Source organism: Ruegeria sp. N11, from assembly GCF_056531525.1.
The window spans coordinates 15554-39147 of sequence record NZ_JBQFLX010000011.1 but is presented as its reverse complement, the minus strand read 5'-3'; the positions used below and the strand labels follow the sequence as shown (position 1 = coordinate 39147).

23 protein-coding genes and 1 pseudogene are annotated in these 23594 nt (G+C 57.9%); 10 read left to right on the top strand and 14 right to left on the bottom strand.

The genetic code is table 11. The features are described 5' to 3' along the window. Positions 1–119: 119 nt before the first annotated feature. Positions 120–326: a cold-shock protein gene (locus ACR0J8_RS13055; RefSeq protein WP_008758035.1), complete on the bottom strand. Its 207-nt coding sequence runs from the start codon at positions 324–326 to the stop codon at positions 120–122. Positions 327–541: 215 nt separating this feature from the next. Here ACR0J8_RS13055 and ACR0J8_RS13050 point away from each other — a divergent pair, with 215 nt between their 5' ends. Further along, on the top strand, positions 542–859 hold the full coding sequence (locus tag ACR0J8_RS13050; RefSeq protein WP_480525451.1) for an ArsC/Spx/MgsR family protein: 318 nt from the start codon (positions 542–544) through the stop codon (positions 857–859). 41 nt (positions 860–900) lie between these two features. After that, positions 901–1269 (top strand): annotated as a pseudogene (locus ACR0J8_RS13045) (hypothetical protein). Between the two features lies 1 nt (position 1270). Here the strand turns inward: ACR0J8_RS13045 and ACR0J8_RS13040 are convergent. The 5 genes from ACR0J8_RS13040 to thrS form a co-directional block, all read right to left on the bottom strand. Then, a complete protein-coding gene (locus ACR0J8_RS13040) occupies positions 1271–1789 on the bottom strand; it encodes a DoxX family protein (protein WP_480525455.1) in 519 nt (172 codons plus the stop codon). Beyond that, a complete protein-coding gene (locus tag ACR0J8_RS13035; RefSeq protein ID WP_480525457.1) occupies positions 1786–2547 on the bottom strand; it encodes an HvfC/BufC family peptide modification chaperone in 762 nt (253 codons plus the stop codon). Before ACR0J8_RS13035 ends, ACR0J8_RS13040 begins: the two co-directional genes overlap by 4 nt. Continuing rightward, positions 2544–3401 carry an MNIO family bufferin maturase gene (bufB, locus tag ACR0J8_RS13030; RefSeq protein ID WP_480525459.1) on the bottom strand — a complete coding sequence of 286 codons (858 nt, stop codon included), beginning with the start codon at positions 3399–3401 and terminating at the stop codon, positions 2544–2546. Before bufB ends, ACR0J8_RS13035 begins: the two co-directional genes overlap by 4 nt. A 71-nt stretch (positions 3402–3472) precedes the next feature. Then, positions 3473–3775, bottom strand: a complete 303-nt coding sequence (locus tag ACR0J8_RS13025) for a BufA1 family periplasmic bufferin-type metallophore (protein ID WP_480525461.1) — start codon at positions 3773–3775, stop codon at positions 3473–3475. Between the two features lie 221 nt (positions 3776–3996). Then, positions 3997–5955, bottom strand: coding sequence for a threonine--tRNA ligase (gene thrS / locus ACR0J8_RS13020; RefSeq protein ID WP_480525463.1), 1959 nt, complete (start codon positions 5953–5955; stop codon positions 3997–3999). A 220-nt stretch (positions 5956–6175) separates the two neighbouring features. Between thrS and ACR0J8_RS13015 the strand changes: the two genes are divergently transcribed. The 4 genes from ACR0J8_RS13015 (at position 6176) to ACR0J8_RS13000 (ending at position 9405) form a co-directional block, all read left to right on the top strand. Next, positions 6176–6925 (top strand): alpha/beta hydrolase, encoded by a 750-nt coding sequence (locus ACR0J8_RS13015; RefSeq protein ID WP_480525466.1) that lies wholly within the window; start codon positions 6176–6178, stop codon positions 6923–6925. Next, complete coding sequence (locus ACR0J8_RS13010; protein WP_480525468.1) at positions 6925–7917, top strand: alpha/beta hydrolase; 993 nt, start codon at positions 6925–6927, stop codon at positions 7915–7917. The genes ACR0J8_RS13015 and ACR0J8_RS13010 overlap by 1 nt, the downstream gene beginning before the upstream one ends. A gap of 73 nt (positions 7918–7990) precedes the next feature. Next, complete coding sequence (locus tag ACR0J8_RS13005) at positions 7991–8605, top strand: hypothetical protein (RefSeq protein WP_480890691.1); 615 nt, start codon at positions 7991–7993, stop codon at positions 8603–8605. Between the two features lie 83 nt (positions 8606–8688). Next, positions 8689–9405, top strand: coding sequence for an alpha/beta fold hydrolase (locus tag ACR0J8_RS13000; RefSeq protein ID WP_480525469.1), 717 nt, complete (start codon positions 8689–8691; stop codon positions 9403–9405). Positions 9406–9443: 38 nt separating this feature from the next. Here the strand turns inward: ACR0J8_RS13000 and phaZ are convergent, their stop codons facing one another. Further along, positions 9444–10715 (bottom strand): polyhydroxyalkanoate depolymerase, encoded by a 1272-nt coding sequence (phaZ, locus tag ACR0J8_RS12995; protein WP_170680357.1) that lies wholly within the window; start codon positions 10713–10715, stop codon positions 9444–9446. A gap of 111 nt (positions 10716–10826) precedes the next feature. Here phaZ and ACR0J8_RS12990 point away from each other — a divergent pair, with 111 nt between their 5' ends. The 3 genes from ACR0J8_RS12990 to phaR all read left to right on the top strand — a co-directional run bounded on the left by ACR0J8_RS12990 (position 10827) and on the right by phaR (position 13895). After that, entirely contained in the window at positions 10827–12629 is a 1803-nt protein-coding gene (locus ACR0J8_RS12990) for a class I poly(R)-hydroxyalkanoic acid synthase (protein ID WP_170680355.1), read from the top strand. 130 nt (positions 12630–12759) lie between these two features. Continuing rightward, positions 12760–13206, top strand: a complete 447-nt coding sequence (locus ACR0J8_RS12985) for a phasin family protein (RefSeq protein WP_170614642.1) — start codon at positions 12760–12762, stop codon at positions 13204–13206. A gap of 134 nt (positions 13207–13340) precedes the next feature. Then, positions 13341–13895, top strand: a complete 555-nt coding sequence (gene phaR, locus ACR0J8_RS12980; RefSeq protein WP_170614643.1) for a polyhydroxyalkanoate synthesis repressor PhaR — start codon at positions 13341–13343, stop codon at positions 13893–13895. A gap of 52 nt (positions 13896–13947) precedes the next feature. Here the strand turns inward: phaR and ACR0J8_RS12975 are convergent, their stop codons facing one another. The 7 genes from ACR0J8_RS12975 to ACR0J8_RS12945 all read right to left on the bottom strand — a co-directional run bounded on the left by ACR0J8_RS12975 (position 13948) and on the right by ACR0J8_RS12945 (position 22821). Further along, a complete protein-coding gene (locus ACR0J8_RS12975) occupies positions 13948–15162 on the bottom strand; it encodes a DegT/DnrJ/EryC1/StrS family aminotransferase (protein ID WP_480525472.1) in 1215 nt (404 codons plus the stop codon). 131 nt (positions 15163–15293) lie between these two features. Continuing rightward, a complete protein-coding gene (locus ACR0J8_RS12970) occupies positions 15294–16598 on the bottom strand; it encodes an NAD(P)/FAD-dependent oxidoreductase (RefSeq protein ID WP_480525473.1) in 1305 nt (434 codons plus the stop codon). A gap of 12 nt (positions 16599–16610) precedes the next feature. Continuing rightward, positions 16611–17969, bottom strand: a complete 1359-nt coding sequence (locus ACR0J8_RS12965) for a glutamine synthetase family protein (protein WP_170806405.1) — start codon at positions 17967–17969, stop codon at positions 16611–16613. Next, on the bottom strand, positions 17969–18649 hold the full coding sequence (locus ACR0J8_RS12960) for a type 1 glutamine amidotransferase (protein WP_170806404.1): 681 nt from the start codon (positions 18647–18649) through the stop codon (positions 17969–17971). Before ACR0J8_RS12960 ends, ACR0J8_RS12965 begins: the two co-directional genes overlap by 1 nt. Before the next feature lie 59 nt (positions 18650–18708). After that, positions 18709–20028, bottom strand: coding sequence for a glutamine synthetase family protein (locus ACR0J8_RS12955; protein ID WP_480525475.1), 1320 nt, complete (start codon positions 20026–20028; stop codon positions 18709–18711). A 138-nt stretch (positions 20029–20166) separates the two neighbouring features. Then, complete coding sequence (locus ACR0J8_RS12950) at positions 20167–22353, bottom strand: xanthine dehydrogenase family protein molybdopterin-binding subunit (protein ID WP_480890561.1); 2187 nt, start codon at positions 22351–22353, stop codon at positions 20167–20169. Between the two features lie 3 nt (positions 22354–22356). Further along, positions 22357–22821, bottom strand: a complete 465-nt coding sequence (locus ACR0J8_RS12945) for a (2Fe-2S)-binding protein (protein WP_170680341.1) — start codon at positions 22819–22821, stop codon at positions 22357–22359. Between the two features lie 137 nt (positions 22822–22958). Between ACR0J8_RS12945 and ACR0J8_RS12940 the strand changes: the two genes are divergently transcribed. Further along, a complete protein-coding gene (locus ACR0J8_RS12940; protein WP_480890557.1) occupies positions 22959–23582 on the top strand; it encodes a TetR/AcrR family transcriptional regulator in 624 nt (207 codons plus the stop codon). The last annotated feature ends 12 nt before the right edge of the window (positions 23583–23594 follow it).

Genomic DNA, 23594 nt, shown 5'->3' with positions numbered 1-23594 from the left:
ACGGGCACACTCATGCCGGAGCGAAATCGGCGCGAGGGTAAGGATTGGGACCTTTTGAAACGGCCGGCGGCCTGAAATTGGCCGCCGACCTTATTGATCTTCCCACACTTGGCGGGGGGTTAAAGAGGCTTCAAATCAGCTGCCATCTGGCGGCCGTCACGTCCGTCTTGTAACTCGTACGAGACCTTCTGATTGTCAGCAAGCCCGGTCAGACCGGATCGTTCTACGGCCGAGATGTGAACAAAAACGTCCTTGCCGCCCTCATCGGGAGCAATAAATCCATAGCCTTTGGTCGTATTGAACCATTTCACGGTGCCAGTTGGCATTTCCCGTGTCTCCTTCTACTTTCACGTTGTCCCACAAATTGGTGGGGGCAGTGGTTGACGTAACCGCAACACATCACTGTTTCGCCCAAACGATACGGCCCGAATTGCGTGTTTCGTCTTTTTCAACATTGCACGGTGAAGTAAAAAATCAAGAATTACCGAAGAAAACCGGTGATTTTGCCTAAATCCCAAGCAGAAACAGGAACAGAAGTAAGATGCGCCTTTATGGTTTGAAGACTTGCGATACGTGCCGTAAGGCGTTGAAATCAATGCCAGATACAGAGTTTGTGGATGTCCGGACCCAGGGTGTCCCGGCCTCGGTGCTGTCTCAGGCACTGGAGCAATTCGGCGAAGCCTTGCTGAACACCCGTTCGACAACGTGGCGTGGATTGGACCAAGAACAGCGGTCGCGTCCAGCGCAAGAGCTTCTCGCCGATTACCCGACGTTGATGAAACGCCCGTTGATCGAATCCGGGGGAGCTTTGTTGCTGGGCTGGACGCCGGAAACACGTACGGCACTTGGAGTTGCGTGATCGGATGACTATCTGCTCAAGCGCAGACAGCAGGGAAGACTATGCGTAACGCTGCAATGATCTTGGGTGTTATCTCCGGGCTGATCGGAATGGTGGTGGGCTTTTTCGGCTAAGGTTATGTCGAACTGGTCAACCGGTTTGGCGAGATCGAAGGCGTTGCCGAGCAGGTCGAAAACGCCACTTTGGTGCAGACCACTTCGATCCTTGCGCCGTTGCTCGCCATAGCGGGCGGAGCCATGGCCCATGCCCGTGCCTTGATTGCCGGCGTCTTGCTGCTGCTGTCGGCCGTCGGGATGTACTATGCCTTTGGTTTCAATGCGTTTACGATGTTCCCGGTCGCTTTTGCAGCAGTTGCCGGCCTGCTTGGGCTGGCTGCGGGAAAACCGGACCAGCCCAAGGCTCATTTCTAGTTCACTTCAGTCGCAATAGCCGGTCCAGCGATATTGGACCTGCGCCGTTGATGGCAATGACCAGAAACATGAAGGTCCACATCACACGCTGATCCATCAGCGAGATGGCGTTGTCGAACAGGCTGCCCAGCGGAACGTTATGGCCTGTCACGTCGGTCAGGGTTTGCACCCAGACAAACCCGATCATGCCAAGTGCAGCCAGGCGTGTGAACAGCCCGACCAGCAACAATGCCGGCAGAACGAACTCGGCGACGGTTCCAAAGAAGATCACGATACGCTGGAAAAAGGTCATCTGGCTGACATCATACAGAACGGCTTCGGCCGCCTTGGGGAAAATCTGGCCAAAGGCACCTGCGGATGGTGAAAAGATCGAACCATCGATCTTCAGCATCGCCGAGTTCCAGTAATAAACCAGAAGGACGGCGACAAACACCAGTCGTGCCAGCGTCGGTGTCAGCCAATTGGATGCCAGGTCCACCTTTTCCATCGTGTTGTTGTAGGTTGAGATCAGAGCAGTCATGTCTCCAGCCTTTCAATAGTCACAGAGGTTATTGCGCCGCCCTGCAATAGGATGGCCAGTGTGGTTCCAAGATCGAACTCGGGGCAGGTTTCAGCCGTTTTTTCATACGCTTCACCGATTGTGTCGCCTGTTTGCAGATGGCTGATCCACTTGGCGCCGCCCACGGGCAAAAGATGCGGAATCGGGTCATATTCGGGACGCGTAATCAGAACGTCTTGCGCGCCGGGCTCGGGTTTTGGGGCATTGTCTTCAGTATTGAATCGCCAGATCGCGTGTACCGGCCAGTCCGATTGCATGACCTGCATCGCAGGAGCAAAGCTCAGCCGCGATCGCATAATGTCTTCGGGTGACAAATTCAGGGCGTCGGCTGGCGCAGGTGTGCAGTCGGCGGCGTGGTATGATCGGCGCAGAGCCAGTTCCAGGCGCGCCATGTCCGGCAGATATCCCAGATGCGCAAGTTGCGGCAGATCAGCCAGAAAACCGGGGAACGCTTCGCCATAGAACATCATCAACGGGGAAGACGGGGGGTGCTGTCTCAAGAACATCCCGGCAAGACCGTCCATGTTCTGCGCGCCCAGCAACTTGGCGATGACGGGAAAAGCCTGATGTAACGCTTCGGTCAACGAGACGGCGACATTATTGCGATAGACGCTGAACCTGCGCCCGGCGGGCTGGTCCGCCGCGTCAAGTAACCCGTCGGGAACCGAAACAGACGCATCCAGCAACGCGGAATGGAAGACCGACTGAGAAACGCTCATGCTGGAACCCGGTCCAGCGCTGACTGCGCGCGTTCGGCTTCGGCGCGCAAAACGGGCCATTCGGGGACGTCGGTATCCCATTCTATCAGAACGGGTTTCGGGCCCGAACGCTCCAGAACATAATCCAGCAGTGCCCAGACCGGATCGACCACTTCACGCCCATGGCTGTCGATCAACAGCGGGTGCCCGTGGTCGTCTTCATCCTCATCATGTCCGCCTAGATGGATCTCACCGACCTTGTTTAGCGGGTAGGCATCGATATAGCCTTGAGGCGAGAAATCCAGGTTTGTGGCTGAAACAAATACGTTGTTCACATCCAGCAACAGGCCACAGCCGGTGCGACGTGCGATTTCGCGCAGGAAATCGGGTTCGGACCAGGTGCTTTCTTCGAATGCCAGGTAGCTGGACGGGTTCTCAAGCAGCATCTGGCGGCCAACGGTTTCCTGCACCTGATCGATGTGGTCGCAGACGCGATCCAGCGTCGCATCGGTATAGGGCAGGGGCAGCAGGTCGTTCAGAAAGTGACTGTCATGGGTGGACCAGGCCAGATGTTCGGAAAAGCTGGCGGGGTTCAGCCAGCCGATCAGATGTTTAAGGCGGGCCAGATGATCCGGGTCCAGCGGCGTTTCGCCACCGATGGATAGGCCAACGCCATGAACGGAAATGGGAAATTGTTCGGACAGGTGACGCAACTGCGCCAGCGGGCGACCGCCGTCGCCCATATAATTCTCGGCATGGATTTCCAGCCACGCCACCGGTTTCGCGTGTTCAAGGATTTGCGCAAAATGTTGCGGTTTGTAGCCAACACCGGGTGCCGCAGGCAACCGGTTTGATCTGAGTGCATCATCCAGCATGAGCATTTTTCCTGATCACGACGAAAAGGGCGGGCGACATTGCCCGCCCCGGTAATCTCGTGTGGCTGGCCTTATGCCGGCAGATCACGCTCGAGCGGTTCCAGCGAACCTTTGCGGGCCGCGCCATCAGCGGCTTTGGGCAGCTCGATGTCGGCGCAGGTGCCTGCGTCAACCAAGGTCCATGCGTTACCCTGATAATCTACGGTCGAGGTGCCCGCGCAGGTGGTGCCGGGTCCTGCGGCGCAGTCATTCTGACCGGCCAGGGAAACGCCATAGCACTTCTCTTTCGCTTGCGCTGTTGCGGTGGTTGCGGCACCAGAAACAGCGGCTGCGACTGCGCTTGCGATGACAATGGTTTTTGCGGTGTTCGACATCTCGTTAATCCTTTTAGTGACTGCGTATGTCTGTGTTCGACAATGACAAAGGTAGTGGCTTGAAGCTCATAGTTGAATTCACGAGCCCGTGTCTCACAACCCCGTCAAAGAGCGTCATGCCCTCTTGCAGGTTAACAAATTGTTTTTGAAATGAAAATTAGATTTTGTTTCAATCCGGCCCCGGATGTGGGGCCGGATTCAGGGCGAATTGCCGCCGAATGTTACAGCAGGTCGGGCGCGGTTGCGGCCTGAGCCAGCTCTTTTGTTACAGCATCAAGTGACTGTACCTGCGTTTGTTTTTCACCCAGGCGCCGGACGCTGACAGTACGCTCATCAACTTCCCGGTGTCCGACGGCCAAAATGACCGGCACCTTGCCGACCGAATGCTCGCGGACCTTGTAGTTGATCTTTTCGTTGCGGATGTCGGCTTCAGCGCGGACACCGGCGGCTTTCAGCGTTTCGACAACTTCCAGGACATAATCGTCCGCATCGGAAGTGATCGAGGCCACGACGACCTGACGTGGTGCCAGCCAGAACGGCAGCTTGCCCGCATGTTCCTCAATCAGGATGCCGATGAAACGTTCGAACGATCCGAGGCAGGCACGGTGCAGCATGACCGGCGTGTGCCGTTCACCGTCCGCCGCAACATAGGTCGCGCCCAGACGTTCCGGGATGATGAAGTCCACCTGCAGGGTGCCGCACTGCCAGTCGCGTCCGATGGCGTCTGTCAGAACGAACTCCAGCTTCGGTCCATAGAACGCGCCTTCGCCCGGGTTCAGGTCATAGGCACAGCCCGCAGCATCGCAGGCGGCTTTCAGCAACTCGTCGGCCTTGTCCCATTGTTCATCCGTGCCCGCACGCACCTCGGGGCGATCCGAGAACTTGACCTTGAAGTTCTCGAACCCGAGATCCCTGTAGACATTCGACAGGAAGTCGAGGAACCGCTTGGTCTCGTCCGCGATCATCTCTTCGGTGCAGAAGATATGCGCGTCATCCTGGGTGAAGCCGCGTACCCGCATGATGCCATGCAGCGCGCCCGACGGTTCGTACCGGTTGCACGATCCGAATTCGGCCATGCGCAGTGGCAGGTCGCGATAGGATTTCAGTCCCTGTTTGAAGATCTCCACGTGGCAGGGGCAGTTCATCGGCTTGAGCGCGTTGATCGCCTTGTCGCGCGCGTGCTCCTCGTCCACTTCGACGATGAACATGTTTTCCTGATATTTGTCCCAGTGGCCGGAGGCTTCCCAAAGCTTGCGGTCCACAACCTGCGGCGTGTTCACCTCGACATAGCCGCCGCGTTTCTGCTGGCGGCGCATGTAGTCCTGCAACTGGGTATAGATGGTCCAGCCATTCGGGTGCCAGAAGATCTGGCCCGGTGCTTCGGGTTGCAGATGGAAAAGGTCCATCTCCTTGCCCAGCTTGCGGTGGTCCCGCTTGGCGGCTTCTTCCAGCATATGCAGGTGGGCCTTGAGCTTTTCCTTGCCGGTGAAGGCCACGCCATAAATGCGCTGCAACATCGCGCGGCTGCTGTCGCCGCGCCAATAGGCGCCCGCAATGGACATCAGCTTGAACGCGTCACCCGGCACCTGCCCGGTGTGTTGCAGATGCGGACCACGGCACAGGTCCTGCCAGTCGCCGTGCCAGTACATGCGCAGCGGTTCGTCGCCCGGAATGGCGTCGATCAGTTCGACCTTATAGGGCTCGTCATTGGCGGTGTAGAAATCGATCGCACGTTGGCGATCCCAGACCTCGGTGGTCACGGGGTCGCGCTTGTTGATGATTTCCTTCATCTTTTTCTCGATCAGGCCAAGGTCTTCGGGCGTGAACGGCTCGGTCCTGTCAAAGTCATAGTACCAGCCGTTTTCAATGACAGGGCCGATGGTGACCTTGGTGTCGGGCCAGATTTCCTGCACGGCGCGGGCCATGATATGCGCCAGATCGTGACGGGTCAGTTCATTGGCCTGAACCTCGTCCTTCATGGTGTGGATGGCGATGTCGGCATCCGCTTCGATGGGCCATTGCAGGTCCCAGTGCTGGCCGTTCACAGTGGCCGAGATGGCCTTTTTTGCCAGTGAGGTTGAGATATCTGCAGCCACCTGCGCGGGCGTTACGCCTGCGTCATAAGAACGTGCATTGCCATCGGGGAAGGTGAGTGAGACGGATTGGGAATCCAGGGCCATGATCTGGCTCTCCTCGTCGGTTTGGCGCCCACTGAACGCCCGGTTGCGGGTTATGTGTGTGTGCGGATGCTTTGGCAGGTGCAAAGCAGAGTGTCAAGCGCTGCGCAGGCGAGGGGCCAGCCCCTCGCGCTCCCCGGAGTATTTTCAAAAAGATGAAATGGTCAGGGAATTGCACTTGGGCGAGCGGCGTGCATGATGCTGACAAGGAAGCGAGGGTTTCATGGCAGCGACGGAATTTCTTGAAACGGCGCAAGGTCGCCTACTGGCCTATCACAAGAGCGAGGGGGCGGGGCCGACCGTAGTTTTTCTGGGCGGGCTCAAGTCGGATATGGAGGGCACCAAGGCCGTTCATCTGGAGGCATGGGCGCGTGCGCGGGGGTGGTCCTTTCTTCGGTTCGACTATTCCGGGCATGGGGAAAGCTCCGGCTCGTTCGAGGAGGGATGCATTGGCGACTGGCATCAGGATACCGTGGCCGCGGTTTCCGCATTGACGGTTGGACCGTTGATTGTTGTCGGATCTTCAATGGGGGGCTGGCAGGCCCTGCTGCTGGCGCGTGAATTGCCTGACCGGATTGCCGGGATGGTCACGATCGCAGCCGCGCCGGATTTCACCGAGGACGGGTACTGGGCCTCATTCTCTGCCGAACAGAAAGCGGCGCTCGAGACGGTTGGGCACGTGGAACTGCCGTCGGACTACATGGAGCCATATGTCATCACCAAGCGGATGATCGTGGATGGACGGGAACATCTGGTTTTGCGCGATCCGTTGCGTTTGCCTTTTCCGGTCCGTTTTTTGCAGGGAACGGCAGACACCGCCGTATCGACCGAAACCGCCGTGCGTCTGCTGGAACGTGCGGAAAGTCCGGACATGCGTCTGTTGTTGGTCAAGGACGCCGATCACAGGTTCTCGGATGATCGTTGTCTGGGGTTGATTGAAGACGCGGTGCTGGATGTGATGGGGGATCGCTGATGCGGCGTTTTGGCTGGTTTCTGGGACGTTTTCTGATTGTGGTGCTTTTGGCCGGCGGGGTGATCTATTGGTTCGGTCCCCGCGAAGAGGTCAATCTGCACCCAGACTTTGATGCGAGGAAATTCGGCGAAGGCGTGCAGGTCTATTTCGAAAGCACTGAGTCTGCGTTTGACGACATCGTGCCGGGTGTTGAAAAGAGGGTGATCTGGCAGGACGGATATAAGGAGCAGCGAACGCCTGTTTCCGTGCTTTACGTTCACGGGTTTTCGGCATCGTCCGAAGAAATTCGCCCGGTGCCGGATATGGTGGCCGATGCGCTGGGGGCCAATCTGGTCTACACGCGTCTGCAAGGTCACGGGCGGAGCGGCGACGCCATGGCCGAAGGTACGGCTTCGGGATGGATGCAGGACTACGCCGAAGGTTTGGCGGCGGCGCGGGCGGTGGGCGACCGGGTGGTGGTGATCTCGACCTCGACCGGTGGCACCTTGGCCGCGGCGGCCGCATTGGATGAGGATCTGAGCCGCGATGTAGTGGGTCTGGTCTTTGTCTCACCTAATTTCGGTGTGAACACGGCGGCGGCTTGGCTTCCCGGCCTGCCTTGGGCACGGCATTGGTTGCCGCTGATCATGGGGCAGGACAGGGATGTGTCAGGGCCGAACCCGGAAAAGAACAAATACTGGTCGACAGTCTACCCGTGGGAGGCGGTGGTGCCGCTGACCGTGCTGGTCGAGGCCGTCAATGAATTGGACTTCGCAGAAGCAAAAACTCCTGCTCTGTTTTGCTTTTCAGATGACGATAAGGTGGTGCGGCCTGACCGAACACATAGGGTTGCAGAAGCCTGGGGCGCGCCCGCGACATTACATCTTGTGACGATGGGGCCAGGGGACGATCCGTCTTCGCACGTGATTGCCGGACGTCTGATGTCACCCGGGCAGACCGATGCAACCGTCGCAGGCATACTGGATTGGCTAAAGGAACTGGGTGTGGAATGATGCCGGGAGAAGCACCAAGTCGGCACAGGCGAGATGCCTCGGGCGGAGGTTGAGAATGCGCAAGCCGGGCAGCATGTGGAGCCTTGAGACCCTGGGCCGAGTGCGCCTGTCCCGGCATTTTTTCATGCGTGATTTCCTGTATTCCGAAATCGGTAATTTCCACGAAAAGCAGAACCTGCCGGACAACCCGGACCTGGCCATCGAGACTGGCCGGGCATTTTGCCAAACGCTGTTGGACCCGCTGGAAGAAACCTTTGGCCGCGTGGCCGTTCGGTCAGGATACCGGTCACCGTCTCTGAACAGTTTCGGGAACGAAAACCGGCTGAATTGCGCGCGGAACGACCATCCGTTGGAGTGCCACATCTGGGATCGTGGAACCGGGGATGCCAGAATAGCCGGGGCGTCCATCGTCATTCCATGGTTTGCGGATCAATATGACGCAGGGCGGGACTGGCGCGATCTGGCCTGGTGGATGCATGATCATCTGGATTATTCGGAGATCTGGTTTTTTCCGAAACTGTGCGCCTTTAACCTGGTTTGGCGACCAAAGCCGCAAAGGCGGATCGACAGTTACATCGCGCCACGCGGATGTCTGTTGCGGCCCGGTGCAGAGCCAGAAGAAGATGCCGAAACACGACGCGGGCGTTACAGTGATTTCCCCGGGTTCCGGGCCATCCGATACCCCTGAATAACAGCTTGTCGGCCACTTGCAAAACTTCCATCCTGAAAGAAACGGAGACGCCGGGATTGGCGGAAGGGCGGAGGCCCCGCGTGATCGAGCCGCTGGTATTCTTGCCTGGATTGATGTGCGACGCTCGGCTGTTTCAGTCGCAAATAACTGTCCTGTCGCAAGAGCGTGCGGTGACCGTGGCCCCGATCTCGACCGGTGAGCGGATTGAGGAGATAGCCTCTTCGCTTCTGGATGTGTTGCCTCGGTGTTTTGCGCTGGCAGGGTTCAGCATGGGCGGTGTCGTTGCACTTGAGGTTGTACGCCGCGCGCCTGAGCGAGTTTCGCGCCTGTGTCTGATGTCGACCGATGCGCAGGCAGTCACCCCGCAATTTGCCGCAGCGCGCGAGGATCTGATAGTGGGTGCGCAGGCCGGGCGACTTGAAGACATCATGCGCGATGTTATCGGTTCGGATGCGCTGGCCCCGGGGCCCAACCGCATCCCGATTCTGAATGAACTTCTGACGATGGCGGTAGAATTGGGTCCTGACCTGTTTGTGCGCCAGATGCGCGCCCTTCAGCGCCGTCCGGATCAGCAGGGTGCATTGCGGCGGATCAATGTCCCGACGCTGATCCTGTGTGGGGTGCATGATACGCTGACACCGGTGCGAAAACATGCCTTTATGACCGAGCTCATTCCGAATGCCGAGTTGCAGGTGATTGACGACGCCGGGCATGTGCCAATGCTGGAATCGCCGCAGGCCGTGACGGATGCACTGCAGCGCTGGCTTTCCCGTCCGGCGCGGCTCAGTCACGAATAACGCTGTTTGGAAAAAGGCGGCCTGCCTGAGGTTAGGGATCAGGCCACTTTATTCTTGTTTGCGGCCGTGCGTTGGGGTTTGCGGCTGTTGGCGTTCATGAAGTCGATCACCAGGGGCCGGATATTGTCGCGCCAGCTGCGCCCGGCAAAGATGCCGTAATGACCGGCCCCGGGCTCGACATGGCTGGCCTTCTTGCCGTCCGGCAGACCGGTGCACAGGTCCAGTGCCGCAATGCACTGGCCGGGGGCCGAGATGTCGTCATTGGCCCCTTCAACGGATTTGACCGCGACATCTGTGATTTTCCCGATATCCACCTTGTGGCCGGCCACAATGAACTCATTTCGGGCAATTTCGCGGTTTTTGAAAACACGTTCCACAGTGGACAGGTAGAATTCGGCCGTCATGTCCATGACTGCGAGGTATTCATCATAGAACCGGTTATGGGCGTCGTGGTCTGAGGCTTCGTTGCGCATAACTCGCTGAATCTGATCCGAAAACGCCTTGGAGTGACGGTCCGCGTTCATCGACATGAACGACGCCAGTTGCAACAGGCCGGGATAGACCATGCGGCCGACGCCCTTGTATTTGAAACCGACGCGCTGGATCATTGTCTCTTCCAGCTGGCCCATTGTCACTCTGCGCCCGAAATCGGTAACTTCGGTCGGGGTGGCATCCGGATCGACCGGGCCGCCGATCAGCGTCAGTGTGCTGGGCTGCGCCTTCGGATCATGTTCCGCCAGATAGGCTGTTGCGGCCAGTGTCAGCGGCGCGGGCTGACACACGGCAACAACATGTGTGTCCGGACCCAGTTCCTTCATGAAATCGACAAGGTAGAGCGTGTAATCCTCGACATCGAACTTGCCTTCGGACACTGGGATGTCACGCGCGTTATGCCAATCGGTAATGTAGACTTCGCAATTTACAAGCAGGCTCTTGACGGTCGAGCGCAACAGAGTGGCGTAGTGCCCGGACATCGGCGCCACCAGCAGAACCTTGCGCGGCTGTTCTTCGCGACCGTTGACCCGAAAATGGATCAGATCGCCAAAAGGGCGTTCGACAACGGTTGTGATGTCGACAAGGTGGTCCTTGCCATCTTCGCAGGTGAAGGTCCGAATACCCCAGTCCGGCTTGACGACCATGCGCTGAAACGTCCGTTCGGTAACCTCTCCCCAGGCAGCCATCATGCTGAACGCAGGGCTCGGCGCCATTGCGAAAAGCGGATAAGAGGCCATGGCGCTGGCGGTTGCGCCCAACCATTGGTTGGTATTGCGCATGGTTTCCATCAGGTCATACGTCATCATATAGCGCATGTATTCGGGCCTCCTGAGTATTATCCTGAGATTTCGGACCATTCGCCGCTTTGCGCTACGCGTTCACGACGTTATTCTGCATAGCAGCGACGTTAGGGGGGAATCCTTATAATGACAACTACCGAAGACAATACGCCGGACCTGTCGGACGAACATATTGAACGTCTTAAGGAAAATTTGTCCAAAGTCGAAGACCTCTCGAAACGGCTTGTTGAAGTGATGGCTGGAAAAAAGTCGCACACCCCCGCCCTGGATGGTCCGAATCAAGAGCTTTTTGCAAAAGCAGCAACGGCCTATTGGGCCGAAGCGATGCAGAACCCGGCCAAGCTGCTTGAGCATCAGATCGAGTTCTGGGGCAAGTCGGTTCTGAACTTTGCCGAAGCACAGCAGGTATTGTCAAAAGGTGAGCCTGATACCGAAGACAAACTGCCCGAAGACCGGCGGTTTTCTAACCCGATGTGGGAAAACAACCCCTATTTCCGCTTTATCCGTCAACAGTATCAGACCAATGCCGAAGCGATCGCGCAAGCCGTAGCCTCAGTTGAAGACCTTGAAGACAAGGACAAGCGCAGACTGGCCTACTTCTCTCGTCAGATCATCGACATGATGGCCCCGACCAACTTTCTGGCCACCAACCCGGACGCACTCGAGAAAGCCATCGAAACCGACGGACAGTCGCTGATCCAGGGGTTGGAGAACCTGGTTGCGGATCTTGAGGCCAACGACGGCGAACTTGTGGTTCGGCTGGCGGATGAGAGCGCGTTTGAGATCGGTGGAAACATCGCCACCACGCCCGGCGATGTGGTGTTTCGCAACCGCATGATGGAGCTGATCCAGTACAAGCCATCGACCGAAACAGTCCATGAAACGCCCATTGTCCTGTTCCCGCCCTGGATCAACAAGTTTTATATCCTTGACCTGAAAGCGCAGAACAGCCTGATCAAGTGGGTGACAGAGCAGGGCTATACCCTGTTTGTCGTCAGTTGGGTCAACGCGGACAGTTCGCATGCCGATATCGGACTTGAGGACTATATCGAAGAAGGATTTCTGGCCGCGATCGAAGAGGCCAAGAATATCTGCAAGGTCAAACAGGTCAATGCCGTGGGCTATTGCATTGCCGGCACCACGCTTAGCCTGACGCTTTCGCTGTTGAAGAAACGTGGTGATAAATCGGTCAAATCGGCCACGTTCTTTACAACGCTGACCGATTTCGGAGAGCAGGGCGAGTTCACGCCTTTCCTGCAGAACGATTTTGTGGACGGGATCGAGGATCAGGTGTCAAAGGATGGCATCCTAAAGGCCTGGATTATCGGACGCACAATGTCCTTCCTGCGGTCGCGGGATCTGATCTACACACCTGCAATCCGCAGCTACATGATGGGTGAAACACCGCCGGCATTCGATTTGCTGTATTGGAACGGAGACGGCGCAAACCTGCCGGGCCGAATGGCAATCCAATACCTGCGCGGGCTTTGTCAGAACAATGAGTTTGTTACTGATGGGTTCAAACTGCTGGGCGAAAATCTGCATATCAGCGACGTGGATGTCCCGTTGATGGCCATCACGTGCGAGACCGACCACATAGCAGCCTGGAAGGATTGTTATCGCGGTGTTCAGCAGATGGGGTCGCGCTCGAAAGCCTTTGTTGTTTCGGAATCCGGTCATATTGCCGGAATTGTGAACCCGCCCAGCAAGAAGAAATACGGGCACTATACGAACCCGGACCTGAAGACGGACGCGGACACCTGGTTGAAAGAAGCGGATTTTCACGAAGGATCCTGGTGGCCGATGTGGGAAGCCTGGCTAAAAAAGCGGTCTGGCAAACAGATACCGGCCCGCGAAACGGGCGATTCGAAACATCCGAGCCTGTGTCCGGCCCCAGGGACCTATGTTCTGGTCAAGGCAAATCGCTGATTTCATTCTGAAACTAAATTTTTTCTGCATCGCAGCAAAAAGAACTTGAAATGCTGCGATGCAGAAAGCATATTGTCCTCAAGCTGACGAACGCCGGGGTGGGCCCGGTCCAGCAAAGAGGATTAAGACAATGGCAAAGACTCAGGATTTTACCGCCGTCATGAAAGACATGATGGGTGCATTCCCGGTTGACACAACCGCACTGGAAGACGCGTTCAAATCGACCGCTTCGCTGAACGAAAAGCTGTCGGGCGTTGCTCTGGAAGCTGCTGAAAAATCGGCAGAAATCTCCAGCAAATGGACCAAAGACACTCTGGCCAAACTGACCGAGATGTCGAAAGCAAAGGCAGAGCCTGCCGACTACGCAAAAGCCGCAACCGATTTCGCCAGCGCTTCGGCTGAAGTTGCTGCTGAAAACATGGCTGCTTTCGCTGAAATCGCCAAGAAACTGCAGAGCGAAACCGTCGAACTGCTGATGGCTGCCGGCAAAGAAGCTGCTGAAGAAGCAAGCTCGGCTGTCAAGAAAGCCACCAACGACGTGACTGCTGCGGCCAAAAAGGCAACCGCTGCCAAGTAAGAACGTCCGCGAGGCGCACCCTCTCCTCCCATTTGGTGCCATCGCGCTGGGCAGGTCGATTGACCTGCCCTTTCTTTTTGTGCTGCACTCGCATAACCTGTGCTGCAACGCATCATCCTTGGGGAGGGTAAAGGGTGTCGGACCAAGAAAAACCGTTATTGATCAAGCGCTATGCCAGTCGCCGGCTGTATAACACCGAGACCAGCGACTACGTCACACTTGAAGATATCGCCGGATTTATCCGGGATGGCCGCGAAGTTCAGATAATCGACCTGAAATCCGGGGACGACCTGACGCGGCAATACCTGCTGCAAATCATCGCCGAACATGAAAGCCGGGGTGAAAACGTCCTGCCGGTAAACGTGCTGAACGATCTTGTGCGCAGCTACATGGTGCCCGGTGGGGGCATGATGCCGCAATTTCTGCAAAGCTCGTTCGAAATGCTGCGCGAAAGCCAAAGCAAGATGATGGAAAACATGAACGCCATGAACCCCATGAGCAACATGCCGGGGTTTGAGGCGATGCAGGCGCAGCAGCAGGCTTTCCTGAAGGCGATGACCAGCGGATTGTCGGGCGGGTGGTCGGCGCCGACCCAGGACGACGAGGCGAAGGAAGAGCCTAAAGAAGACCTGGATGAGATCAAAAAGCAGCTGGCTGAGCTGCAGAAAAAACTATCCAAACTGAACTGAGGGTGAAGAACCGAAGCTAACAAGGCCCGCCAGAGGCGGGCCTTTTGGTTTTTCAGGTTCCAAAGGCCATCGCCGGCGCTGTCACGTCACCGACCGAAGCCAGCAGGATATCCGCGATCACATCCAGTTCTTCACGGGTCAGGCGCACGGGCAGTCGAACATCGCAAGCTTTCATCAGCATTGCCCGGGTTTCCGGCAGGTCGAACGTTTCCGGCAAGAACTGCCAGTTCCAGAACGCGCGCGCGTTGTCCTCGCTCAGGCCAAAAACCTGCACTTTCACACCGCGAGACTCTGCTGCGGTTGCAAAGGCGCGGATCTCGTCCTCGTTCATGCCGACAAGGTTGAACTGAATTGAATCCGGTGCACGCTTTTCAGGATCTAGCGGGGCGGGCACGGAAATTTTGGGTGACGCGTTCAGACGATCCGCCACGTAGTCGTGATTTTCCAGACCGTCCCGGACACGACGGGCCAGTTCCGGAATTTGCGGGCGGATAACGGCGGCGCTGAGGTTGCTCATGCGCAGGTTGTATAGCGGCAACCGGTTCTGCCAGCGCGCAAAGGCCAGGTCCAACTCGGGCGAGTTATCGCCATGCGGGGTTTTATGCTTTTTCCAGTTATGCTCATAGGCACCCGACATGATAACGGCCTGCGCCACCAGATCGGCATCATCGGTGATCAGAATACCGCCTTCGCCCGCGTTGATCATCTTGTAGGACTGGAACGAGAAACAGCCCATCTTGCCGATCGTTCCGATGTTGCGGCCGTGCCAGGTGGTGCCAAGCGAGTGGGCCGCATCCTCGATTACGGGAATGTCGCGGGCATCGCACAGCTCCATAATGGCATCCATATCCGAGGTATGGCCGCGCATGTGGCTGATGATGACTGCCTGAACGTCGTCCAGCTTGGCCTCAAAATTCTTTAGATCGATGCGGTAGTTTTCTCCAACCTCGCACAGGACAGGGACGCAGTCGGCATGAACGATGGAAGATGGCACTGCGGCAAAGGTGAAGCCGGGTATCAGCACCCGCGCGTCCCGTGGCAAACCCAGCGCCTTCAGGGACAGGAACAGTGCAGCTGAGCAGGATGAAACCGCCAAAGCGTATTTGGATCCCAAAAGCGCGGCAAATTCCGCCTCTAGCAGTGCGACGGGTGAATCCTGGGGTGCTGTGTAGCGAAACAGGTCACCGGATTGCATCAGCGCATCAATCGCTTCGCGCGCGGCTGCGGGGATGGGTTCGGCTTCGTGAACATTGGGTGGCAGCGACATATTTGGTTTTCCTGAATTCTAACTTTTGTAAATATAAATTCACAACGCCAGCAAGCCAAGAGCGTAATCGCCCGTCGGCGAAATTTCACCAAATTGTCGCAAGTTTAGTGGGTCCTGCCCCCCAGATCAGACTAAAGGCCCAGACGGTCGCGCAAGGCGAACCACGTCATGGCAAGAACCAGCAGTGGGCTGCGCAGGGCAGGGCCGCCGGGAAACGGTTGGGCGGGAACGCGCGCCATCGTATCGAATCCTTCGGCCTGTCCCTGAATGGCCAGAGCCATCAGCTGACCCGCGTGGGTAGCCGTGCCGACCCCGTGACCTGAGTAACCTGAGGCAGACAGGATATTCGGGGCAAGGCGCGCCAGATAAGGCATTCGACGCATCGTTATGGCCAGTGTTCCACCCCAGGCGTAATCGATCCTGACATCTTTCAGATGCGGGAAAATCTCGACCATCGGTTTGCGGACTTTTGCTGCAATATCAGTGGGAAAGCGATAGCCATAGCTTTCGCCGCCGCCAAACAAAAGGCGGCCATCCGCGCTGAGCCGGAAATAGTTCACAACGAATTTTGTGTCGGCAACGGCCACATCCCGCGTCAGGACGCGCGCGGCGTTGTCTCCCAGCGGTTCGGTGGCCGCTATGAAATTGTTGATGGGCATGACACGTTCGGCAACCTTGCGATTCAGATCACCGATGTAGCCATTACAGGCCAGTATGACGTGGTCAGCCTTGACTGTTCCCTCTGCCGTCCGAAGACTTACGCCATTACCATCCGAGATATTCAGGACTTCGGTCCCCTCGTGGATGCGAACACCCGCTTTTCGGGCCGCCTGCGCAAGTCCCAAGGCATAGTTCAGGGGGTGCAGATGCGCTGCCCCCATATCCAGATACCCGCCCTGATAAGTCGGAGAAGGGCAGAGCGTATGGCCCGCATCGCGGTCCAGCAACTGTATCTCGTCATATCCATACCGCTTGGACAGGTGTTCCGCATGAGAGTGCAGTCCGACCCGATCTGATTTGCTTAGACCCAGATTGGCGATGCCGGGCTTCAGGTCGCATTGAATCTTGTGTTTGGAGATCAGTGACTTGACCAGATCCTTGGCGTCTTCGGCAAGATCCCAAAGCTTGGCGGCGTCATCATCGCCAACCAAGAGCTCCAGATCTTCCTGATCCATTCGCTGCGCGCTGCCCAACTGGCCGCCGTTGCGCCCCGAGGCACCAAAGCCAACGCGATGCGCTTCCAGCAGAACGACCTCAAATCCGGCTTCAGCCAGATGCAGCGCCGCCGACAGGCCGGTGTATCCGCCGCCGACAACACAGACATCCGCGGTGCAATCGCCGGTCAGGGCAGGGTTAGGATCAGGCGCATGTGCGGTCGCGGCATACCAGCTGGGCGGGTATTCCGCCTTGCGGTCATTGGAATAGAGCAGGTTCATCGCGCAAGTACCTTAGACGTTCAGCAGAAGATGCTCGCGCTCCCACGGGGAAATCACCTGCAGAAATTCTTCGTATTCCGCCCGTTTGACGATGCTGTAGACGCGGGCGAATTCCGGTCCCAGAACCTCGTGCAGGGCTGTGGCCTCGTCAAACAGATCCAGCGCACTGCCCATGACCTGCGGGATGTCACCGTCGCCTTCATAGGCGTCGCCGTAGAACTGGCGCCGGGGCCGTTCCTGCTGTGTCAGTCCCAGATACCCACAGGCCAAAGACAGGGCGATGCCCAGGTAGGGGTTGCAATCCATACCCGCGATGCGGTTCTCAACGCGACGCGCTTCGGGGCTGGACAGCGGAACACGGATGCCCGTCGTCCGATTGTCACGCGCCCATTCCAGATTGATCGGGGCGGCGTGGTCCTTCACATAGCGGCGATAGGAATTCACATAAGGTGCCATGACGGCCAGACCGGCGGGCAGGTGGTTCTGCAATCCGGCGATGTAATGATAGAACGCGTCCGTCTCGCCCCCCTGCGGCCCGGAAAAGATGTTCTCACCGGTTTCGATATCAATGATCGAGTGGTGAATATGCATCGCCGAGCCCGGTTCGTCCTCGATGGGTTTGGCCATGAAGGTCGCAAAGCAGTTGTGACGCAGTGCAGCTTCGCGGATCAGGCGTTTGAAGTAGAAGACCTCATCGGCCAGTTTCACCGGGCTGCCGTGGCGCAGGTTGATCTCTAACTGGCCCGCGCCGCCTTCTTGCGTGATGCCGTCGATTTCGAACCCCTGATGTTCGGCAAAGTCATAGATGTCGTCGATCACGGGGCCGAACTCGTCCACCGCAGTCATCGAATATGCCTGCCGCGCTGCAGCCGGACGGCCCGAACGGCCCATCATCGGCTTGATTTCCTGCGCCGGATCGACGTTGGGGGCGACCAGAAAGAACTCCATCTCGGGTGCGACGACCGGCTTCCAGCCCCGGTCATGATAAAGCTGCACGACGCGTTTCAGTACATTGCGCGGGCTGTACGGGATCGGATTGTCGTCCCGGTCATAGGCGTCATGGATAACCTGTAGCGTCCAGTCACCCGTCCAGGGCGCCGCCGAAGCGGTCGAGAAATCCGGCTTGAGGATCATGTCGCGTTCGATGAAGCCATCTTCGCCCGCTGCCTCGCCCCAGTCACCCGTGATCGTCTGATAGAAGATACTGTCGGGCAGATGAAAATAGGATTGCTTGGCAAATTTTGATGCAGGCACGGCCTTGCCGCGGGCAATCCCCGGCAGATCCGAGATAATGCACTCGACCTCATCCAGACGTTGGCCTTCAATATAATCGCGCGCTGCCTCTGGCAGCTGTTTTTTCCAGTCGGCCATCAGGCCCTCTCTTTCTTCAGGAATTCTGCCATCTGACGGCCAATTGCGGGATTATCGATCGGTCCGCGCGTGCGGTTGGCCGCATCCTGCAAAATGGGGTCCGGGACCACGCCTTTTCCGCGCGTCCTCATCAGGCCCTCGATAAAGTCATCGGAATATTCGGGATGCGCCTGCACCGTCCAGATCGTGTCTCCGTAAGCGATCATTGCGTTGCGGCAGAACCCGTTCTGACCAACCACGCGTGCGCCTTCGGGCAATCGGGTTACCTGATCCTGATGCCAGGCGTTCAGAGAAACCGTCTGGCCGTCCAGTTCATAATCCGTTCGTCCGACAGCCCAGCCGCCCTGGAACTTTTCTACCGTTCCACCCAGCGCCTGGGCGATGATCTGGTGGCCAAAGCACACGCCGATCAGTGGCTTTCCAGAATTCTGGATTTCCCTGATCAGGTCCTCAAGCGGGGGTATCCACGGATGATCTTCGTAAGCGCCGTGACGCGATCCCGTGATGATCCAACCGTCAGCCTGAGAGACGTCCTTCGGGAACTGATTGTCGACCACCTGGAAGGTCACGAATTCGAAGTCATGACCATCCAGCAGGGCGCGAAACATCGCATCATATTCGCCGAAGTCGTCAGCCAGCTGTTCAGGTGCGTGGCCGGTAACTAGGATTCCGATTTTCATGATTCACCAAATTTGATCAAATTTTATTCTACGCGAGTCCTTGATCGCGGGCAAGGGGGTCATACGGCCTCGAGGTAACTGAGCCAGTGCGTCTCTGGCGCGCGCTCGGAAAACCGCGCGATCTCCTGCCGTTTTGTCATGACAAGATTACGGATCAGTTCAGCGGGAAAGATCCGCCGGATCATCGGGTCCGCCTCGAACGCGGATATGGCCGAGGACCAGTCGCCTGCCAATTGCGGTAGCCCGGCAATTTCATAGGCATTTCCGGTAATCGGCGGGGGCGGCTGCAACCCGTCATCGATACCGGCCAATGCTGCCCCCAACACAGCTGTCAGCATCAGGTAGGGGTTGATGTCGCCACCAGCCACGCGATGTTCAATTCGACGTGCCACCGGCGCGCCGCCGGGAATACGGATGGCAGCGGTTCGGTTCTCATAAGCCCAGCTTGCCCCGGTTGGAGCGTGCGCCCCGGGCACGAGGCGCGTGTAAGAGTTTCCGTGAGGGGCAAAAACCAGCGTACTGCCCGGCATCGCGGCAAGACAGCCTGCAACAGCCGCGTGCAACTCGTGGCTGCCATCGGGGCCACCATTGTCAAACACATTGCGGCCCGATGAATCGACCACGGAAAAATGGACATGCATTCCGTTGCCCGCGTCCTGCGGATAGGGTTTTGCCATGAATGTCGCCGTAAAGCCGTGTTTGCGGGCCAGTCCACGGGTCAAGGCCTTGAACAGCCACGTGTCATCGGCGCAGCGCATGGCGTCCTGATGGTTCAGGTTGATCTCGAACTGGCCGATTCCGCTTTCGGAAATGGCGGTTTGGGCGGGGATGTCCATGGCCACGCAACCGTCATAGAGCTCGGTAAAGAACGCATCAAAGGCGTCCAGCTCCGCAAGGGACAGGACAGCCTCGTCGCACAATCTGCGACCCGTGACCGGATTGGCAGGCGCTCCGGGTTGTGATCCCGATGCATCAAGCAGCGTGAACTCCAGTTCAGTTGCCGCGATCACGGACCAGCCGCGCTTTGCATAGTCGGCCAGAACTGCGGCAAGCGCATGTCTGGGATCCCCTGCGTATGGCTCGGACTTGTCATTATATAATGCCATCGGGACCAGCGCGGTTTCGGCATCAAGCCAGGGCATGGGAATCGGTCCGCGATCGGTCGGCAGAAGCATCCCATCGGCATCGCCGGATTCAAATACCAGCGGACTGCCTTCGATATCCGCGCCCCAAAGATCGACATTCAGCGCCGAAAACGGCATGCGGACCGCGCCTTTGTTCAGCTTTTCTGCGTAAGAGGACGGCACGCGTTTGCCGCGCATCTGACCGTTAAGGTCACAGGCAGCAACACGAAAACCGGGCAGGGCGCTCAGGTCCATTTTGGTCTCCAATACTCTCGTTTCCCGAGATGTAGTCGAGACCGCGCGTCTTGTCACGGAATTTGATCAAATTTTTCCTGCGGTCAGGTAGGGCTTTGAGTCCCGCGCCAACCAACGCTGGCGCGGGACCACAGGACGTCAGACGAAGTTGACGCCGTTTTCCGCCATCGGCAACGAGGTCACCTTGATGCCCGAAAGCGCGCGGATCGCGTTGGCAAGGGCCGGGGCCGAGGGGGGGGTGCCCGGCTCACCGACACCGGTCGGGGCCTCGGCGGAAGCTACGATATGAACTTCGATCTCCGCGATGTCGCCGATGCGCAAAGGCTCGTAGTCCGGGAAGTTGTATTGGTCCACGACGCCTCCGGTCAGCGTGATCTGATCCCGCATGACATGACCGATACCGTAGCCGATACCACCCTCCATCTGCGCGCGCACCACATCGGGGTTCACCGCAATCCCGCAATCCACGGCGCAAGTGACCTTTTCGATCTTGATGCCGTTCTCTGGATCGCCCGAAACCTCGACGACCTGAGCTGCGTAGGATCCGAAGGATTTGTGCACGGCAATCCCTTGCGCGCGGCCTGCGGGTGCGTTGCCCCAGTCAGCTTTTTCAACGGCAAGTTTCAGGACGCCTGCTTTGCGCTGTTGATCGGCGTCGCTGGTATCCGCCAGATGTGCCAGACGGAACTCCACCGGATCACGGCCCGCTGTTTCGGCGACAAGGTCCATCATGGCCTCCATCACGTAGCCGGTGTGGGTGTGACCGACCGAGCGCCACCACAGAACGGTTGTAGCTTTGGGCGTGTCGGTCAGACCCAGAGCCATGCCGGGGATTGTGTACGGGCTGTCAGCAATCCCCTCGATCGAACTGTGGTCGATCCCGTCTTTTACCAGAACGGCTTCGAACGGCGTGCCTTTGATCACCGATTGTCCGGCCACCTGATGCTGCCAGCCAACGATGTTGCCTTCTCCATCCAGACCCACACGCACCTTGTGGCCAAATGCAGGGCGGTAATAACCGCTGCGGATATCATCCTCTCGTGTCCAGACCAGTTTCACAGGGCGCGAACGGTCGGTGATCACAAAAGCCAGCGCGGCCTCGACTTGATAATCCGCATCAGGCGTTGCGCGACGGCCGAACGAGCCACCGGCCAGCATCGTCTTGATGTGGATCTTCTCAGGCGGCAGCTGGAAGATCTGCTGATAGGCCATATGCGGGCCGGTTGGCATCTGCGCGCCGTCATGCAGGACGATGTCGCCTTCGGCCGTCTGTTCGATGGTGCAGTTCAGCGGCTCCATCGGTGCATGTGCCAGCAGAGGGAAGTAGAAGGTCTTTTCGACTACCTTATCCGCGCCTTCGATGGCCGTCGCCACAGCTGCGACGTCTGCCTTGTTCACATTATATGTGGGTTCAGCGTCCAGGGCGGCCATGATCTCGGTCCTGATCTGATCCGAGTCGCGGGTTTCGGCACCCGACATGTCCCATTCGACCACAAGCGCGTCACGTGCCTGAATCGCGGCCCAGGTGTTTTCGGCATAAACCGCGACGCCCGCCTGGTTGGGCAGGACGGCGGCGTTGATGTAGCCCTTAACCTCTTTCGACGCGCTGTCGTCAAAACCAAGCGCGACGCCGCCCTTCGATTCCGGGCGCTTGATCATGGCAACCATCTGGTTGGGCAGGTGAACGTCCATGGCATACATGGCCTGACCATTGCCCTTGATGGCCGAGTCCTTGCGGCGCACCGCTTCGTTGCCGATCAGACGGAACTCTGACGGGTCTTTCAGACGCGGCTCGGCCGGAACCTCTAACTGAGAGGCCGCCGCAACGAACTCCGCAATCGGTGCGGATTTGTCGCCCGCCTTGACGATGCCTTCCTCGATAGTGATGCCTGACGCATCCACACCCCAGCTTTGGGCAGCCGCAGTGATCAGCATTTCACGCGCAGCAGCACCGGCCTGGCGGTACTGCAGCCACGAGTTTGCCATCGCGGTCGACCCGCCGGTTCCCTGGAAGGGGCCAAACAGCAGGTTGTTGTAGACCTGCGGATTGGATGGGGCGAATTCGTACTTGATCTGGTCCATGGTCAGGCCGATTTCCTCCGCAATCAGCGTCGGCAGACCGGTTGCAGGGCCCTGACCCTTTTCAAAGTGCTTGACGATGGCGGTCACGGTGCCATCGGCGTCAATTTTCACGAACGGGTTGAACTGCGCGGTCTCGGATGAGGCGACAGCCAGAACGCCATCGGGGCGGGCGCCAACCAGCAGGACGGCACCGGCGGCAGCAGCGCCTTTCAGAAATCCACGGCGAGAAGTGTTGATGGTCATGGATCAGGCCTCCAGAATTTCAGAAGCGCGCTGGATTCCGGCGCGGATGCGTTGGTAAGTGGCGCAGCGGCAGGCGTTGCCGGACATGTAGTCGTCAATCTCTTCGACGCTGGGCTTCGGGTTTTCAGACAGAAGTCCGACCGCCGACATCACCTGACCCGACTGGCAATAACCGCACTGGACCACGTCCAGTTCGACCCATGCTTGCTGCACGGCTGCGCCGATCTTTCCGTCGCCAACGGCTTCAATTGTCGTGATTTCTGCGTCTTCAATGTCTTCTACAAAGGTCTGGCACGAACGAACCGGTTCGCCGTTCACGTGTACGGTGCAGGCACCGCACGATGCGACACCGCACCCGAACTTGGTGCCGGTCAGCTTGAGTTCGTCCCGGATCACCCAGAGCAGGGGCGTGCCGGGTTCGGCGTCGACCGTGTGGGTTTCACCGTTTAACTTCAATGTCAGAGCCATGAGGGGTTCTCCTGTTGGGCTGGATACCTGAATCGGTAAACTGGCGCGTTTACCTTAAGTGTCAAATCAGCTGATGTAAACTCTCAAGTTTACACTGTTGTTTGACCGGCCGGACGTGATGGGTCTATAGGTGGAACATGAACGAATGCAATTCACCGAATGAGTCCAAGTACGCCCAGATCATTGAGGCCGCCGTGGCCGAGTTTCAGGACAAGGGCTTTGCTTCTGCCAGTATGGATCGCATTTCGGCGCGGGCCGAAGTGTCAAAGCGCACGCTTTACAAGTACTTTGAAAGTAAAGAAAATCTCTTTCGTTCAATTGTAACTGAACTGTCCGGCCGTTTTGCCGAGGTATTGGAGATCCGGTATCAGCCGGGGCGCGATATTCGCGAACAGTTGACGGATTTGGCCTGGGCTGAGGGCCGGATTCTGATGCGCCCGGACGTGATTGCGATGTCGAGGATGATTATCAGCGAAACTTTGCGCAACCCGGATCTGGCGGCGGCAGCACAGGGCAAGCTGGACAAGACCTCGACATTCATCGCCATGCTGAAAGACGCCGCCGAGGACGGCCAGTTGCAGATCGAAGACGCTGATCAGGCGGGTAAGGAGTTTATCGGACTGATCAAGGCAAAGGCGTTCTGGCCCATGATGTTCAGTGGCGGAGTGCTCAGCCACTCGGAAATGACCGAAACCATCGAAAGCAGCGTCGATATGATGCTGTGCCGCTATGGTCCGGGAGCCGCCGCGTCTAGACCCTGAGAACTCCTTCTT